The 16,194-nt window shown below is 60.6% G+C and carries 15 protein-coding genes; 11 read left to right on the top strand and 4 right to left on the bottom strand.

The window, feature by feature from the left end:
• The first annotated feature begins 67 nt into the window (after positions 1-67).
• Both TEF_18920 and TEF_18915 read left to right on the top strand, forming a co-directional pair.
• Positions 68-376 carry a transposase gene (locus TEF_18920; protein ANK82638.1) on the top strand — a complete coding sequence of 103 codons (309 nt, stop codon included), beginning with the start codon at positions 68-70 and terminating at the stop codon, positions 374-376.
• Positions 373-1,239: an integrase gene (locus tag TEF_18915; GenBank protein ANK82637.1), complete on the top strand. Its 867-nt coding sequence runs from the start codon at positions 373-375 to the stop codon at positions 1,237-1,239. Before TEF_18920 ends, TEF_18915 begins: the two co-directional genes overlap by 4 nt.
• A gap of 116 nt (positions 1,240-1,355) precedes the next feature.
• On the opposite strand, the gene TEF_18910 is transcribed toward TEF_18915, so the two are convergent.
• From TEF_18910 to TEF_18900, 3 genes are all read right to left on the bottom strand, one after another.
• A complete protein-coding gene (locus tag TEF_18910; protein ID ANK82636.1) occupies positions 1,356-3,308 on the bottom strand; it encodes a hypothetical protein in 1,953 nt (650 codons plus the stop codon).
• Positions 3,309-3,423: 115 nt separating this feature from the next.
• Positions 3,424-4,419: a hypothetical protein gene (locus TEF_18905; GenBank protein ANK82635.1), complete on the bottom strand. Its 996-nt coding sequence runs from the start codon at positions 4,417-4,419 to the stop codon at positions 3,424-3,426.
• 303 nt (positions 4,420-4,722) lie between these two features.
• Positions 4,723-5,421, bottom strand: coding sequence for a hypothetical protein (locus tag TEF_18900; protein ANK82634.1), 699 nt, complete (start codon positions 5,419-5,421; stop codon positions 4,723-4,725).
• Positions 5,422-6,024: 603 nt separating this feature from the next.
• Here TEF_18900 and TEF_18895 point away from each other — a divergent pair.
• The 5 genes from TEF_18895 (at position 6,025) to TEF_18875 (ending at position 10,352) form a co-directional block, all read left to right on the top strand.
• The gene (locus TEF_18895; protein ANK82633.1) at positions 6,025-6,333 is read left to right on the top strand and encodes a hypothetical protein; all 309 of its coding nucleotides are present in this window, start codon (positions 6,025-6,027) and stop codon (positions 6,331-6,333) included.
• A gap of 47 nt (positions 6,334-6,380) precedes the next feature.
• Positions 6,381-7,172, top strand: a complete 792-nt coding sequence (locus TEF_18890; protein ID ANK82632.1) for a hypothetical protein — start codon at positions 6,381-6,383, stop codon at positions 7,170-7,172.
• A gap of 23 nt (positions 7,173-7,195) precedes the next feature.
• Positions 7,196-8,035: a 5-carboxymethyl-2-hydroxymuconate isomerase gene (locus TEF_18885; GenBank protein ANK82631.1), complete on the top strand. Its 840-nt coding sequence runs from the start codon at positions 7,196-7,198 to the stop codon at positions 8,033-8,035.
• Between the two features lie 244 nt (positions 8,036-8,279).
• Complete coding sequence (locus tag TEF_18880; GenBank protein ANK82630.1) at positions 8,280-8,714, top strand: hypothetical protein; 435 nt, start codon at positions 8,280-8,282, stop codon at positions 8,712-8,714.
• Between the two features lie 513 nt (positions 8,715-9,227).
• Entirely contained in the window at positions 9,228-10,352 is a 1,125-nt protein-coding gene (locus TEF_18875; GenBank protein ANK82629.1) for a hypothetical protein, read from the top strand.
• Positions 10,353-10,359: 7 nt separating this feature from the next.
• Here TEF_18875 and TEF_18870 read toward each other — a convergent pair whose 3' ends face one another.
• A complete protein-coding gene (locus tag TEF_18870; GenBank protein ID ANK83602.1) occupies positions 10,360-10,764 on the bottom strand; it encodes a hypothetical protein in 405 nt (134 codons plus the stop codon).
• A gap of 155 nt (positions 10,765-10,919) precedes the next feature.
• Here TEF_18870 and TEF_18865 point away from each other — a divergent pair, with 155 nt between their 5' ends.
• The 4 genes from TEF_18865 (at position 10,920) to TEF_18850 (ending at position 16,068) form a co-directional block, all read left to right on the top strand.
• Positions 10,920-11,741, top strand: coding sequence for a hypothetical protein (locus TEF_18865; protein ID ANK82628.1), 822 nt, complete (start codon positions 10,920-10,922; stop codon positions 11,739-11,741).
• Between the two features lie 45 nt (positions 11,742-11,786).
• Positions 11,787-12,692 (top strand): hypothetical protein, encoded by a 906-nt coding sequence (locus tag TEF_18860; protein ID ANK82627.1) that lies wholly within the window; start codon positions 11,787-11,789, stop codon positions 12,690-12,692.
• A gap of 404 nt (positions 12,693-13,096) precedes the next feature.
• Entirely contained in the window at positions 13,097-14,818 is a 1,722-nt protein-coding gene (locus TEF_18855) for an amidohydrolase (GenBank protein ANK82626.1), read from the top strand.
• Positions 14,815-16,068 carry a hypothetical protein gene (locus TEF_18850; protein ANK82625.1) on the top strand — a complete coding sequence of 418 codons (1,254 nt, stop codon included), beginning with the start codon at positions 14,815-14,817 and terminating at the stop codon, positions 16,066-16,068. Before TEF_18855 ends, TEF_18850 begins: the two co-directional genes overlap by 4 nt.
• The last annotated feature ends 126 nt before the right edge of the window (positions 16,069-16,194 follow it).

The raw sequence follows: 16,194 nt of genomic DNA, 5'->3' as shown, positions 1-16,194 counted from the left end.
GTAAATCGGACAGTGACGTAGGCTACGGTGGCGGTGTCTGCTGATCCTCGAGACGAGGAGATCAGCGATGACGAAACGGAAGCAGCACAAGCCCGAGTTCAAGGCGCGGGTGGCGCTGGAGGCCCTGAAGGGCGAACAAACGGTCTCGGAACTGGCGAGCAGGTTCGGTGTCCACCCGACGATGATCCATCAATGGAAGAAGGCGCTGCTGGAGGGTGCTTCGGAGCTGTTCCAGCGCGGTCGTGCGACGTCCGACCCGGAGGCGGACGCGGCACGGATCAAGGACCTGCACGCCAAGATCGGCGAGCTGACGGTGGAACGGGATTTTTTAGCCGACGGGCTGCGTCGGCTTCCCGGCAGGAGCGGAAGGCGATGATCCAGCCCGACCACCCGAAGCTGTCGATTGTCCGGCAATGCCGGCTGGCGTCGATCAGCCGTTCAACCTACTACCACGTACCCAGGGGCGAGAGCGCCGAGAACCTGGCGCTGATGGCGGAGATCGACCGCCAGTTCCTGGAGGCCCCGTTCTACGGCGCCCGGCAGATGACCTGGCATCTCCGTGCCACGGGGCGCCTTGTGAACGTGAAGCGGGTGCGCCGGCTGATGCGCCTGATGGGTCTGACGCCGATCTATCGCCGGCCACGGACGACGATCCCCGCCAAAGGCCATCGGCTTTACCCCTATCTGCTGCGCGGGATGATGATCGACCGGCCGAACCAGGTCTGGTGCGCCGACATCACCTACGTGCCGTTGGCAAAGGGCTTCCTCTATCTCGTCGCCATCATGGACTGGTCGAGCCGCAAGGTGCTGGCATGGCGGCTGTCGAACACCATGGAGGCGCAGTTCTGCATTGATGCCCTGGAGGAAGCGCTGGAACGCCACGGGCCACCGGAGATCTTCAATACCGATCAGGGGAGCCAGTTCACGGCCTGGGCCTGGACGCAGCGCCTGAAGGACTTCGGTGTGCGCATCTCGATGGACGGGCGCGGACGCTGCCTCGACAACATCTTCATCGAGCGCCTCTGGCGGTCGCTGAAGTACGAGTGCGTCTATCTGCACGCCTTCGCCGGCGGCAGCGATGCGCGCCGGGGCATCGAAGCCTGGATCAGCTTCTACAACCACCGACGACCGCACACCGCCCATGGCGGGGCGACCCCGGCTTCGGTATATCGAAATGCGCTGTCGGCCTCCGGCCCGAGCTCCCGCCCGGACCTCCAGCCGGCAGCCATGGTAGCGTGACGGAAGTGATGGAAAACCCGATCGGCCGGCACCGACTGTAGCTTAAATCCTGGTCAAACCTGTCCAACCGAAGGGGAGTAGATCAACCGGCGCGGTTCAATCTTAGATTTTATCCACTATACGTTAGCCTGTTGCAAACGCAGGCGGCGTTGCTGCATCAACAGGAGCAGGGCGACAATACACGCGCCAACTACCGCAGCCCAGAAGCCGATCACACCGGCAAGTAGCAACGGCGCCGTGGCAAAAAGTAACACCACCCGTTCAAGGAGACTACAGCGCGCGACAGTGAAGTTCTCGATACAGGCCGTGAAAGCGAAAACTCCGATTATGACCGAAAGCGAAGTCCAGACAATTTCGGTCATGTTCCCGAAACCCAGTAGCGCTGGCTCGTAGGCATAGAGAAACGGAACAACGAAGCCCGGCATCGCCATTGTAATGCTCTTTAGAGCGGTCTTCCAGTAATTGGCCGCCGCAATTTGTGCTGTCACGACAACGGTCGTGCCAACAGGCGGCGTTAGGCCGGACATCATAGTGAAGTAGAGAACGAACATGTGGGCCGAGAGCAATTCGACGCCCAAGATGGTCAGCAGCGGCGCAGCGAGCACCGCAACGATCACGTAAGAGCCGACGGTCGGCACACCGAGGCCGAACAGCAAGGAGACGGCGGCCACCACAAAAAGCGTCAGCAATAGATTATCCCCGGCGAGCGCTGACATGTTGTGAACAAGGCGCCCGGCCATCCCGGTCATCGTGAAGGCATGAATGACCATGCCGAGCGTCGCGCAGACCACACCGATGCGTGCCGCGTTGATGGCACCGTCAGCGGCGCCGTTCAGCATCTGGCCAATTATGCCTTCGCGCCGGGCGCGCACTTCGTTTGGGCTTGTATTTCGCTGCGTCGCGCCCAATAGAGTCGGCGGAGGGATTGGTAGTAGCCAGTAAAGAGCTTCGCGCAAGATCACGAGGAAGATCAGTGCCGAGGTGCCGACCAGGGCCGCCATGGTTACAGGATAGCGGGCGATCATGAGGAACACGATCAGACCGAAGGGAACGAAGAAGGTCACGGCCTCGAGTATCATTGTCCAACGCCGTTCGGCGGCGATCTCGATGCGCGAGTGTTTCAGGTTTGCCTTTCGCGCCTGAATATACACCGCGATTGTGACCGCCGCGAAGTAGATGATAGATGGAACCAGCGCATGCGCTGCGATCTCGATGTAGGGAATTCCCGTGATCGACGCCATTAGGAAGGCCGCCACGCCCATGATCGGCGGCATCAGGGTGCCGCCGGTCGACGCGACGGCCTCTGTGGCGCCGGCGAACGAGCCGGAGAAGCCATGTCGCCGCATCAGCGGAATGGTGAATATGCCGGTTGTGGTCGCATTGGCCACCGGCGAACCGCTGATCGACCCGAACAATGCGCTGGCGCTCACAGCAGCAAGTGCGGGACCGGCGCGGGTGCCTTGGGTTAGACGCAACGCCAGCTTTACGAAAAAATCGCTAGCGTAACAGGCATTGAGTATGCCGCCGAAAATCATGAAAATGGCGATCAACGAGGTCGATGTGGCAAGGACGGAACCGTAAACTCCGGTGAGATAAGTGGTCATGTTGCCGACCAGACGGGTCACGGAGAAGCCACCGTGCATCAGGAGCCCGGGCATATGTGGGCCCCAGTAAGCATAGGCCAAGATTATCAATGCGAATATCGGGATCGCCCAGCCAAAGGCCCTGCGGGCACCTTCCAGCACGACGATGATGAGAACGATTCCGACATAGAAATCAAGCTTGGTGGACGCGCCCATTCGATCAATGAGCGCTTCGTAATTGATGCCGACATAGGCAGTGACCGCTAGTCCGGCGACAATGAAGACGACGATCAGCGACGCTTCCAACCAACCCGCGGCGCGGCGCAAGGCGTAGAGGAAAACCAGGGTTAGGCCGAAGCCCAGATGTATGTTGCCGGCTTCGACGGGTGAAATGGTGGGGCGAAATACATACCAGACCTGATAGACCACCATCGCAACGGACAGCGCGACGACCATCGCATTGAAAATTCGGCTCTTCGAAAACATCGCGATCCCAAATCTACCTGCCGGCTCTCACGCGTGTTATCCTCTTCGGAACTACGTTACGCAGGCGCACCGAGCGCGCCTGCGTAACGTCCATCCAAATGAGAGCGGGAGAATGCTACTCGCGGATTACACCCACGGTGTAGACTTCGGGATCCCAGACTCCGATTTCCTTGTAGAAACGAACCGCACCGGGATGGACCGGAACCGCGGGGGCCAGACCCTGCAGGAGACGCGCCGGATCGGCAGCGTACCACTTGGCATTGGCGACGTGCCTCTTGATCTCTTCGCGCAGCTCCCAGACGGCCTTCACCAGCCTGTAAGCGCTGTCTTCCGAGAGGCGGCCTGTCGCATATTCTGCGGAGTACGTTGCCGGCACTCGAATATCCCGATCAAGGTGCTTCAGCCAACCCTTCTCGATTGTCGCTGTCACGTCAAACTCGGGCGAGTTCTTCTGGAGATTGGCATACCCAGGACCATCGAAGCTCCACTCGACGGGCACCGCGTCCATCGAAAGATCGAGTTTGTTTGTGAAGCCCGCCGGGCCTTTGCCGGTGGTCACGATGAAGGCGGCATCCACCGTGCCGCTGCGAAGAGCGTCCGCGCCCTCGCTATATCCGATGGCCACCAGGTCTGATCCCTCGGCAATCCCATAGGCTTTGAGCCAGGCCTCCACGATCCGGGGCCCTGCGGAACCGGCAGGGCCAACGGCGATACGCTTGCCCTTGAGCTGATCGATATGTGTCAGCCCGGAATTCTTCGCCGTCATGAAGGTCAAACCGGCCGGGTAGAGCGTGAATAGCCCCATGAGATCCGACTTGCCTTGGCTCGCGTAGTTGGCTTCGCCCCGATAGCCGTGGTAGGCGACGTCGGATGATAGCTGGCCTACATCGATTTCGCCGCGTGGCAACAGCCGCATGTTTTCCGCGGGGCCGCCCGTGACCTGTTCCAGCACGGTCAGGTCAGTGTTCGCAGTGATGACTGAAGCCATAGCCGCAATGGTTGCCTGCGATCCGGCGCCGACGACAGATGATCCCCACCGGATGATATCATTCGCGCTTGCGTAGGACGCAGTGATTGATGCGCCAACCAAAACGGTCGCGAAGACGACCATTCGCCCAATTTTTATCCTAAGATATTGCCCGCTCATTTTAGCTCCCCCCTGTTCTTTATGTATGTCCGGACAAATATCACGATGCAGTATTTTTGTCAATTTGTCAGGTCGGCTCGGGCGGGGTCTATCGCAAAACTACGATTTTTCAGCAGAATATTGCGCCGCCTTCGGCGTGTCGAAAGACCTTCCTGTCGAGCTTCGTTTGCATGGCAACCCATGCGCCCGTTCCGGAAAGCCGTGCTGGCCCGCGGTGACCCCCCGACACTGGACACTGGCTCCCCGGGAAGGGACAAGGGGCCGGCGTCAGGATCGATCAGGCTTGCGCTCCATCTTTATCTTGTATGTGAAGGTTTCGGCCGGGTGGTAATTGACACCAACTAACATCGTGCTGCCGCTGACGTCTAAGTACCGCCTCACGATCTTGAGCGCCGCTGATCCTTCATCTTGATGGAGACGTTCAGCCTCTGGTTTCGTCAGATAACAGGTCGAGATTTCCACGATCGCCTCCTCGACGCGTTCGCCGGAATGGCTTTCGACAATCGCGAACAGTGGCATCTGGATGTTACCCAAATCCTTGAGTATGTGATTGAAACGCGCGTGGGCATATATGACCATAGTGTTGATCAGCCGGTTGCCCTCGAGTGTACGTCGCTCGGCCTCGATTCGAAGCCAGCGGCTTCCAACCGGCACCCCCATCAGATCGCTTTCAGCGTCATCCAGCGCGGCGATCTCTGAGCTGCCAACCGTGAGCCGGGTGGCCTTCGCCGTTTCCCAGATCTCGGCGAACGAATGGGCCACGGATTGGACGAGGACCTTGTCCAAGGAAAACGGAACTACCTTGCTGCCCGCCCCCTGCCGGCGTTCAATCATGCCGGCTTCAACCAGTCCGCGCAGCGCTTCGCGGACCGTATGCCGGCTCGCACCGAAAGTCCTGCAAAGTTCCGCTTCGGTCGGCAAGTAGTCGCCGACCGCGTACTCGCCTTTCTCGATCGACGCGCGCAAATCTTCGCGCAGGCGTGCGTAGAGCGGAGATCCCACATTATCGTCTAGCGGTAGTTGAGCGCGATTTCCAGTGGACGTCATCCTACCAAACCTGACAGCTCGACCTGTTTCTCTGTGGTTCCGGCATGCATGCCAATTGATGGCCGGTTTTGCATTAGTTCCCTAACCTTGCGTGGAGTGTCCGTGCCGGACATGGCGGTGAGGTTCTTCCGATCATCAAGTTGCGGATAAAGTGCGGAGGCTCCAGAAATTATTTGTCCGTACATATTACCGCATGCTACGATAATCTAGATGTTGATAACGAGGAGATAGGTCAATGCCTGACACAGTACGGCACTCAAGTCACGTCGTTCGCGATTTGGCGGACGAAGTTCGGCGTCAAAAGGCGTTGGTAGGCATGGACGGCCCGAAGCTGATGGACGGGCTGCGGGAGTCGTTGGCTAAAGTTCTTGCCAGCGATCTGACCGAAATCGGTGTCAAGCGCGAAGGCAACCATATAGATGAATCGCGCTATCTATATTATGATGGTGAGATCTATATCTCCTTCGACCACTTGCCTAAGGGCAAATATGTCCCCCCCACGACCACGGCGTCTGGGAGGCTATGGGCATCTACAGTGGCCAGTTGAATCATGCTCTGTTCGAGCGCAAGGACGACGGGACCAAGGAGGGGTTCGCGGATCTCGAGATGCTGGACGACCGCATGCTCGAGACTGGCGATATGATGATGGTTGCCCCTCCTTCGGAAATTCACAGCTTTACGGCGCTGACCGACGACACTTGGTCGGTGACCATCGTCGGGGGGCACTACAAGCCGGACCGCAATTACTTCGATCCCGAGAATAAGTCCTACGTTCGGCGAAACTCTAAGGATCTGAAGCGCAACAATATGCTTAAGTCGGCCAAGGCGTAGGGACAATGAAGTTTGATCACCGGACCGATCGGGAGTAGCCATCACCAATGAAGTTGGGCCTTAAAGGACGGGCGGTCCTCGTCACCGGGGGCAACCGCGGGATCGGATTGGCCATTGCGCTGGCGTTTGCCGAGGAGGGTGCCAAGGTAGCCATCTGTGGGCGAGACCGTTCTGCGCTGGATAAAGCGCGCTTGGCCATTGCGGCCCACGGTGGCCAAGTGGAAGCGTTCGTGACCGATCTGTTCACGGCTGAGGGCTGTGCCAAAGTGGTCGGGGACGCGGCCGCCGCGCTCGGTTGTCTTGACATCTTGATCAGCAACGCGTCGACTAATATCAGTGGCAAACTCGAAACCTTGAGTGACGACGCTCTGATGGAACGCGTCATGGGTAAGACGCTGGCAACCATGCGTTGCGCGCGCGCGGCGTTACCGCATCTGCGAATATCCGGCCAAGGGCGAATTATCTGCATCGGAGGCACTTCCGCGCGCACACCCGCCGCTCGTTCTCTGCCGAGCGGACTCGGCAACTCTTCGCTGGTGAATTTCGCTAAGCACTTCAGCATCGACACAGCGCCGGACGGAATCACCGTCAACGTAGTACATCCACCGTTCACGAGGACCGACCGCTACAACGACAGGCTTAAGGCTAAGGCCGAACTGCTCGGCAGCACCCAGGAAGAGGCAGAGGCGGCGTTTATCTCGGACTTCCCTATCGGTCGGTTGGTCGAGCCATCCGACATCGCACCCTTGGTCGTATTTCTCGCATCTGCCCAGGCCGCGGCGATCACCGGTGAAGCGATAGCCGTCGACGGCGGCTCGGTGCCCGTTGTTTCATATTGATCTGAATCGCCAGTCCCTCAGCCATGAAATTGTTGAGCTACCTTGATGGAGTTGACCGGCGCTTTGGCGCTGTAACAGATGCAGGCGTCGTCGATTTGACGAGCTGCTGGCCCTCTATGAGGGCCGCGCTGGGAAGGGCCTCAACGAGTGAGATTGAGGCGGCGGCGAAGGGGCGAGCAGCACGACCGCTCGCGGAGATCGTATTTGAACCGACGGTTCCGGATGCCGATAAGATCATCTGCGTGGGTATGAACTACCGCCCCCACGTCGCGGCAGCAGGCCGTTCCGTTCCAGAGAAGCCTTCGCTTTTCGTGCGGTTTCCGTCGTCTGTGGTCGGCCATGGACAGTCGATCGTTCGACCCAGCGTATCGAATCAATACGACTTCGAAGGCGAACTGGCAGTCATAATCGGCCGACGCGCTCACCGCGTCAAAGAGGAGACCGCCCTGTCGTTTGTAGGGGGCTACACTTGTTTCGGGGACCATTCTGTTCGGGACTGGCAAAGACATTCTAGCCAGGCGACGGCAGGTAAGAATTTCCAACACAGCGGTGCCATGGGACCGTGGTTGGTCACTGCCGACGAGATACCGGATCCGGCTCACCTGGTACTGACAACACGCCTAAACGGGGAGCGGATGCAGCATGAGTCCGTTGCCGAGTTGATCTTTTCGGTGCCCTTCCTCATCGCCTACATCAGCACCTTTGCAGTCCTGGAGCCGGGCGACGTCATCACAACTGGCACACCGTTGGGGATTGGTGCCACGCGCGAGAGACCACTATTTATGAAAGCCGGGGACCAAGTAGAGATTGAAATTACGAGTATCGGAACTCTTGCTAACACTGTAGTGGATGAAGATCGGTAGAACTGACCTATTCTCCTTCCGTTGCGCAGGTTTGACCACCATTCAAGCCATCGCTCCTCGGCGGGCTGGAAAAACAGCAGCCTATGTGATTTACTTCTTTTCAGTGGAAAGACTGCTCCGACGAGATCTTTCCGAACTGTGCCCCGCGGCGAACTCCTGATGTCCGCCGCACAGACGTCGGAGTCCGATCATGCCCATGCTGGATATCAATTGCCCGGAAGGCGCAAATCTGCTTTTCGGGAGAATGCTCTATCCGGGTACACGGCCGCCTGAAACCAGCATCGCTGTCGCGTGCGCAAGCCAGATCACAGCGGCAGCGCTCTCTGCCTATCCGGGACGGGTTGGGGAGATTTGGTACGAGGGGCTGTCGGGGAACCATAGTGCGATCAACGTCGGACTCGACGATCTGCCGACGCGATGGCGGCGCGGCACGGCCGCCGGCGCGACACTCTGGATGCTTTTCGCGCTTCGCTGTTCGGATTCACGAAAGGCATCCTGGAACGCGGCCGCTGACCTGGTGGAGGAATATGCAGAGGACCCCAACTTCCCTAGCGACAAGACCATGCTGGTCAAATGCGTCAAGCAGTTCGGGCCTGTACTTCATTTCTGGGGCGCCCTTTGGATGCGTGAGCGCGGAATTCGTGTCGATTTCGAGAACCAGGGGCTGGCCGTTGATTGAATGGCCCAGCGTCTTCGGCGACGCGAAGATGACGACGGCGCTGCTCGACCGGCTCACCCACCACTGCGACATCGTAGAGACCGGCAACGAGAGCTGGCGATTCAAGACACGCGCGTGAGGTCCGCAAAAAGGCCACTGCCGCCGGGCGGAGCCTCCGGTCGGGCTACGCCCTCCCTGCGTTCCCGCCCGGCGGCATTCTCATCCTGATTGACGCCGCACTCTCATCTTCATTGTCGTGCTGCAAGCTATGCCGGATCGAGCCAGCCATCCGACCATCGAGGGGGTCAATATTGCACGCCGATAGGGGGTCAGTTTTGCGTGCCGATTGACACACTGACCGATCTGGCTCGACCTGTGGATCCAGGGTTCACCGCAGTACTGCAAATTCGTGGTTTCCATGCGGGACTAATCCAGTCCCGTTCTCCGGTGTCCAAAATTCGGCTTTTGAAACTGGACAACCGTCAGCGAAACAGCTGTCGTGAGCGCGCCTAGGCAGCAAGGGGGCGTTCATTCATGTCCGGTTCGATCTTCATCATCAGGGAAGGAAGCATCGTCCGGCTCGATGCACGACCCTACGAGTCTGAGGACGTGCTGCAGGAGATGCTAGCCAGTTTCCCGGAGCTGATCGGCGCTGCAGGCCAATCCAATGGTCTCCTACTGATCAAGCGGGAAAAGACCGTTCCCGATGAAGATAGTGGTAGTGCCCGATGGTCTCTCGACCACCTGTTCGTGGACGAGAACGGCATTCCGATCCTGGTGGAGGTCAAGCGGGCGTCGGACACGCGAGCGCGTAGGGAAGTTGTGGCCCAAATGCTGGATTATGCGGCAAACGGCGTTGCGTATTGGCCTGCCGCTGAATTCATTGAAGAGTTCGAGCTCTCCTGTCGAGCGGATGGCGTGGAGCCCAACGAGAGATTGTCGAACTTCCTCGGCGACGATCTCGACGGTGAGGAGTTCTGGCAACGCGTGGAAGCGAATCTGAAAGCTGGTCGGATCCGAATGGTGTTCGTGGCCGACGTGATCCCTAAAGAGCTGCGTAGGATCATCGAGTTTCTCAACGAGCAAATGCGGCCGGCAGAAGTTCTAGCGATCGAAGTTGCTCATTTCACGGATGAGGCGGGCACCAGAACGATCGTGCCGGGCGTCATCGGCAAAACCGCCCGCGCCGCAAGTAACAAATCCGCGTCCGGGAGCAAGCTGCCGCCCATTTCAAATGCTGAGTGGATTGCTCAACTTGCCGCCAAGTATGGCGAGCAGCATGGGTTTGTCGCAGGGCAAATCGTCGAATGGGCCGAACAACAGGGCTACGAAGCCGCCCCTACAAACACTCAAGATGCAATTGCGATAAGCGTTCAAACGAATGATGGCAAACGTGCGTGGCCACTATTTGTCCGGCGCTCCGGCGGACGCTTGGAAATAGCCTTCCATTACCTCAAATCGCGGCCGGCATTGGCTGATGTGGACGTACGCCAACGCTTTCTGGACGAAATCCAAGCAATTGACGGGATCCAGACCACAACGTCAAACCCTTCAGGTGTTCCAGCAATTGCTCTGGACCAGATGTCTGAGCCTAGCGTGCTGCATCGCTTCCTCTCTGTAGCACATCGTATGAGCGAGTCCGCAAGATTGACGGGGTGAGCGCACGTCAGTTCCGGCAATAGCCCGGAAAGGCAAGGCGCTTGCTCCGGGCGGTCTCGAACTCCTGGTAGCGGCCGCCGCTGTAGCGGGGATAATACCTCGCGAGGCCCATCCAGATAATCGCGGCGGACAGGTTGGTCCCGTCGGGCAGATGGCAGGTGCCGACCCAACGGTCATAACTTCGATGACCTGTGCGCTCGCAACGGATCTGCTTGCCCGCCACCAGGCCGCTCATCGCCCTTCTTGATTGCTGGCCATAAGGTTCAGCCAGTTCCGGGGCAGCAACTCCGTTGAAGCGCACCGGGGTATTGCCGACTATGATCGTGTCGCCGTCGCGGACCTTCGTGACGGCTCCGCTGGCCTCCCGTTCGGCCGCTTGCAGAATGCCTGGCAAGCAGACGGCCAGAGCCATGATCAAGGCCAATGCCATCATTGCCAGGACCATCAACCGCGGGCGCGGACGCGTCAGCGGGTTGTAGGAACAAGAAATCGTCAGTTCGACCAAACCGGTCCTCTCTGCGGCGCGTGTTTCTGGCATAGGGCGACATCTCGCTGTAGACATGATCCATGTCCAGCATATCGGTTCGTGCCGCGCACGCTCTGGCAGCCGCTTACAGGCGCACCCGTCCCGACAGGCCACTCGACGGAAAAGGCTACGGCGAGACGGCGGAGGCCAATCTTCTCGAAGGCGTCCGCCTGGATGATTTCAGGCAGGATTTCGAGCAGGGTGATGGCAACGAACTGGAGGGCAAGTTCCTGGCTGCCCATTCCTCTTCAGCGCTTGCGGCGAACTGCTTTGGCCCCTTCAAGACGCGGCCCGAAGAACTCGCGCTGGCTGGTGTGAGTGAAATCACCAGGCTCGGCTTCGAACATAAGTGCCCGACGGGTCTCAGGGGCAACAGCCCCAACCTCGACCTCGTCGCAGAGGCGGGAGGCCAGGTTCTTGCCGTCGAGTCCAAGTGCACTGAGTACCTGGCTTCGCATGAGGCCAGGTTCGCGGATGCCTACTCGGACAAGATTCGGGACGAGCGTCGCGACAGCCCCTGGTTCGCGGAAATGGAACGGCTGAAGCGGGACCCGCGCGGATACGTTCATCTCGACGCGGCGCAGCTCATCAAGCACGCCTTCGGCCTCGCGTACACTTTCCCGGGCCAGGAGGTGATGCTGCTTTACCTCTACTGGGAGCCCGCCAACCCGGAGGCAGACCCGGTCTTTGCCTGGCACCAAGCCGAGATCGAGGCCCTTGCCGGGCGCACAGGGGGCGGATTCCCGCGCTTTGCCTCGCTTTCCTACCCGGCGCTCTGGGAGTCGTGGCAGAATCGGGAAGGCCCCGACTGGCTTCGCGCGCATGTTGCCAACCTCCAGGCGCGATACCTGGTTGAAATCTGACCTCCGGCAGGTGCCCTGCGGTAGCAGGGCGGGTTAGGCTGCTGCATGGCCGACCTTGATGACATCACAGCTGCTGTCCAGCTCCTGAATGCGCACCCGGACTACCGTGTTCTGGAACGCTTGCCGGACCCGAAGGACTGGAATTTGCCCTCCCCGGAAGGTCCCCGCCGACGCGGCCTGTTCGTCGATGTCGAGACCACCGGCCTCGATATCGAAGTCGATGAAGTCATCGAGATCGCGATCCTTCCTTTCGAGTATGATCTGCGGAGCGGCGGCATCACGGCAATCTTTTTCGATGAAGCGCTCGATGAACTGCGGGATCCCGGAATGCCCATCCCGCCGGCAAGCCTGGAGATCCATGGAATCGCCGAAGAGATGGTCGCCGGCAAGGTGGTCGACGAGGATCGGCTCACATCCCTTGTAAAGGGCGCCGATCTCGTGATCTCGCACAATGCCGCGTTTGACCGTCCCATGGTCGAGCGCCCCTGGAAGGTCTTCGAACAGGTTCCCTGGGCCTGTTCGCTCGCCGACGTGGATTGGCGGGGCGAGGGGTTCCCCGGCGGCGCGCTAGAGTTCCTGCTGCTTCGGATGGGATGGTTCTACGACGGGCACAGGGCTCTGAACGACTGTATCGCGGCGGCCTTCGCCCTCACTAGGGAACTGCCTGCCAGCGGACGCACCGCGATGGCTGCGTTACTGGATTCGGCGCGAAGAGAACTCAGCCTTCTGCGGGCAACGGATTCGCCCTTCGAGGCGAAAGATCTGCTCAGAAACCGAGGCTATCGCTGGGACCCCGGGACGCCGGAAAGGCCCAAGTCATGGTGGACGCTCACCGGCTCACCGGACGAGGAGATTGTCTGGTTGCGTTCGGAAGTGTATGGCTACGATGTCCATCTGCCCCTGAAGAACGTCGACGCGAGGACACGTTTTTCGAAGCGCCTCTGGGAATGAATAGCCCCCGGATTCGTAGATGCCTTCTTCCCTGATTTTGAGGCAGGGAGGCGACAAGAAGTGTAAGGCCAATTTCAGCGACGATTTCAAACGGGATGACCAGCCCCGAGCGATTGGTCCGGGTGGAATGTTAGTGCATGGGCTGCTTTACCGTCAGGCCGGCTGGCTGGCGAAGCGGAGCCTGACGGCCGGCCTGGCGGTATGATGACCTCCGGGCGGGTCGGTAGCCGAGACGGCTACGCGGCCGGATCGTGCACGGCAATGTACAGAAATGCCTGCAAGATAGCCTGTCCAGGTTCCGTGGCATCAAGTTGACCGATGGGAAGGCGGGCTGCCGACATTGTCTGGAGAACGATGTCGGCTAATATCTAGCTTAGGAACAAGCAGCGTTGCGGGGAGGAACCATGTTTGATCTTGTCATTCGCGATGGTCTTATCGTCGACGGGACGGGGAAGCCTGCATATCGGGGCGATGTCGCAGTCAGCGACGGTCGGATAGCCGAAGTCGGGCGCCAGGCGGGCCCAGGCCGGCGCGAGATCCGCGCCGGTGGTCAACTGATCACCCCGGGCTTTGTCGATGTGCACACGCATTATGACGGACAGGCGACATGGGATGGTCAGCTTGCGCCGTCGTCCTGGCACGGCGTTACCACTATCGTCATGGGCAACTGCAGCGTCGGTTTTGCGCCAGTCCGTCCCGACCAGCATGATTTCCTGATCGAGATGATGGAGGGGGTCGAGGACATCCCCGGCATTGCTTTGCACGAAGGCATTTCGTGGGAGTGGGAGACCTTCCCCGATTATCTCGATCATCTGGATCGAGTGCCCAGGGCGATCGACGTGGGCGCCCAAGCCACCCATGCGGCGATGCGTGCCTATGTAATGGGCGACCGGGGGGCGGCCAACGAACCAGCGACTGCGGACGACCTTTCCTCGATGACGCGAATGGTCCGCGAGGCGATCCACGCCGGAGCACTCGGGCTCACCAGTTCCCGCGCCGACGTCCATCGCACCTCGAAGGGCGCACACATCCCAGGCTACGGGGTCGGCGCTGACGAACTCGTGGCGTTGGCACAGGCCGTTGGCGAGACCGGCAAGGGCGCGATAGGCGTCAATCTCGACTTCCTCGACGAGGACGATGATTTCGGCTTGCTCCGCCGACTGAAGCGTGTCTCGAGCCGGCCGGTCTGGTTCTTGCTCACGCAGATGAACGACGATCCGCAGAAATATGCCCGACTGCTCGACCGTATGGCCCAGTCGACGGCCGAGGGGGAGGAGGTCCTTTGCCAGGTTGCCGGCCGGCCGATTGGCTTTCTGCTCGGACTGGAAAGCAGTCTCAACCCCTTTATCAGCCGCCCGAGCTACAAGCGGATCGCCAACCTGTCGCTCGCCGAGCGGGTGACAGCGTTGCGCGACCCAGAGTTCCGCGCGCAGCTGATGAGCGAGCGGCGGAGTCACAAGAGCGACATTATGCGCACGGTCACCACGCGCTTCGATCGGATGTTCCGCCTTGGCGACCCGCCGGACTACGAGCCGCCGGCCGAGGCGAGCATCGCAGCGAAGGCCGAGCGCGAGGGCCTGGACCCACAGGAGGTCGCGCTCGACGTGTTGCTGGAGCGCGATGGTCACGAACTCCTGTTCATGCCGGCACTCAACTACGCGGAAGGCGATTTCGGGGCAATCGAGCGGATGATGGCGCATCCCAACGCCATCCTCGGTCTCTCCGACGGCGGGGCGCATTGCGGCCTGATCTGCGACGCCTCGACCCCGACCTACATGCTGAGCCACTGGGCGCGCGACCGGAGCCGCGGGCCGAAGATTTCCCTTGAGGCGGCGGTGCGGAAACAGACGTCGGAGACGGCCGCGCTCTACGGCCTGAATGACCGCGGCCGGGTTGCCGAAGGCTACAAGGCCGACCTCAACGTGATCGACTTCGAGCACCTGCGTCTGTGTGCGCCCGAAATGGTTTACGATTTGCCGGCTGGCGGCCGGCGGCTGGTGCAGCGCGCCGAAGGCTTCCGCGCCATCGTTAACGGGGGCGAAGTCACCTTCGAGAACGGCGAGGCGACTGGAGCCATGCCGGGCCGGCTGGTGCGCGGGGGCCAGGCGGCGCCTGCCACGCGATGACGGTGACACGGGCGCCGGGCGTTGATAGCTTAGATAGCCGACCGCTCGAAGGCCTTCTGGTCCTCGACTTCACTCAGTTTGTGGCGGGACCGGTTTGTACCCGCGCTTTGGCCGAACTGGGCGCCGAGGTCATCAAGATCGAGCTTGCACCGACTGGCGACCATGCGCGTAGGCTGCCGGTGTTGCGCAATGGCCGAAGCGCTTATTTCATCCAGCAGAATCTGGGCAAGAAGAGCCTCTGCGTGGACATTCACCAGCAGCGCGGCCTCGATCTCGTGCAGCGGCTCGTCGTCAAAGCTGACGTCATGGTCGAGAATTTCTCGCCCGGCGTGATCGGGCGCCTCGGCCTCGGCTGGGAGGTGGTCCACGCGCTGAATCCTGACCTGATCCTGTGCCAGATCTCGGCCTTCGGCCAGGAAGGTCCGCTCGCCAACCTTCCGGGCTTTGACCATATTGGCCAAGCCTATTCCGGCATCATGTCGTTGATCGGCGATCCGGACGCGTCCCCGCCTTTTGTCGGGGCGGCGATTGGCGATGTTGGCGCCGGTGTATCTGCGCTCGCGGCACTGAATGCTGCCCTTTACGGCCGGATGAAGCGCGGCGGTGGGGGAGAGAGAATCGACGTTTCGTTGCTCGACTTCTACTTCCATGGCCATGCCGTTGCCCTCGAGACGTATACGGCGTCCGGCGGCGAGATCGAACATCGCCGCTCTGGCCCCGATCATATGGCGATCGCGCCGGCAGGCGTCTTCAAGGCACGCGAGGGGCATGTCGTCCTGCTGCCTGTTGGCGAGGACATGTGGCGCCGGCTGTTGCGGGCGATGGGTCGCCCCGACCTTGGCGAGGACGAGCGGTTCCATGACAGCCCATCACGCTATGCCTACCGCGACGAGATTCGCCGCATCATCGAGGCATGGTTTGCCGAACAGCCGAGCGACGCGGCGGCAATCAATCGGCTGCAGGCCGAGCGCGTGCCCTGCGCCCCCGTGCTGACCGTCGCCGACGCTATCCGCCATCCACAACTCCTCGAGCGCCAGACCGTCATCGACATCGATGATCCGGCGCTCGGGCCCTTCAAGGTTCCGGGCTCACTGTTCCGCCTCCCGGACCGGGGTGATCTGACCTCCCGCAACGCACCCGATCTGGGCGAGCACAACGGCGAGATCCTCGCCGAGCACCTCGGGCTGTCGGCGGCAGAGATCGGGCAGCTCGAGGCCGGGGGTGTGCTGAGGTCGGCCCCGGTCATCTGATGGCCCTCTGCCCTGACTAACGCGTGGTGTCGGCGCCGTCTCGAAGGCGAGGAGGCGTTGTGGCAACCTATCGGAGTGTCGAACGCTCGGCAAAGGCACGAAAGACTTGGCCGCATTGACGCGAAT

The sequence above is a fragment of the Rhizobiales bacterium NRL2 genome (genome assembly GCA_001664005.1).
Lineage (GTDB): Bacteria > Pseudomonadota > Alphaproteobacteria > Minwuiales > Minwuiaceae > Minwuia.
The sequence above is the reverse complement of the archived record's forward strand: the minus strand, read 5'-3'. Positions and strand labels throughout refer to the sequence as shown.

What these genes read in the sequence shown, in the direction of transcription:
- TEF_18920 (ANK82638.1), top strand. Translation starts at nt 68, where the DNA reads ATGACGAAACGGAAGCAGCACAAGCCCGAGTTCAAGGCGCGGGTGGCG.
- TEF_18915 (ANK82637.1), top strand. Translation starts at nt 373, where the DNA reads ATGATCCAGCCCGACCACCCGAAGCTGTCGATTGTCCGGCAATGCCGG.
- TEF_18910 (ANK82636.1), bottom strand. Translation starts at nt 3,308, where the DNA reads ATGTTTTCGAAGAGCCGAATTTTCAATGCGATGGTCGTCGCGCTGTCC.
- TEF_18905 (ANK82635.1), bottom strand. Translation starts at nt 4,419, where the DNA reads ATGGTCGTCTTCGCGACCGTTTTGGTTGGCGCATCAATCACTGCGTCC.
- TEF_18895 (ANK82633.1), top strand. Translation starts at nt 6,025, where the DNA reads ATGGGCATCTACAGTGGCCAGTTGAATCATGCTCTGTTCGAGCGCAAG.
- TEF_18890 (ANK82632.1), top strand. Translation starts at nt 6,381, where the DNA reads ATGAAGTTGGGCCTTAAAGGACGGGCGGTCCTCGTCACCGGGGGCAAC.
- TEF_18885 (ANK82631.1), top strand. Translation starts at nt 7,196, where the DNA reads ATGAAATTGTTGAGCTACCTTGATGGAGTTGACCGGCGCTTTGGCGCT.
- TEF_18880 (ANK82630.1), top strand. Translation starts at nt 8,280, where the DNA reads ATGCTCTATCCGGGTACACGGCCGCCTGAAACCAGCATCGCTGTCGCG.
- TEF_18875 (ANK82629.1), top strand. Translation starts at nt 9,228, where the DNA reads ATGTCCGGTTCGATCTTCATCATCAGGGAAGGAAGCATCGTCCGGCTC.
- TEF_18870 (ANK83602.1), bottom strand. Translation starts at nt 10,764, where the DNA reads ATGGCTCTGGCCGTCTGCTTGCCAGGCATTCTGCAAGCGGCCGAACGG.
- TEF_18865 (ANK82628.1), top strand. Translation starts at nt 10,920, where the DNA reads ATGTCCAGCATATCGGTTCGTGCCGCGCACGCTCTGGCAGCCGCTTAC.
- TEF_18860 (ANK82627.1), top strand. Translation starts at nt 11,787, where the DNA reads ATGGCCGACCTTGATGACATCACAGCTGCTGTCCAGCTCCTGAATGCG.
- TEF_18855 (ANK82626.1), top strand. Translation starts at nt 13,097, where the DNA reads ATGTTTGATCTTGTCATTCGCGATGGTCTTATCGTCGACGGGACGGGG.
- TEF_18850 (ANK82625.1), top strand. Translation starts at nt 14,815, where the DNA reads ATGACGGTGACACGGGCGCCGGGCGTTGATAGCTTAGATAGCCGACCG.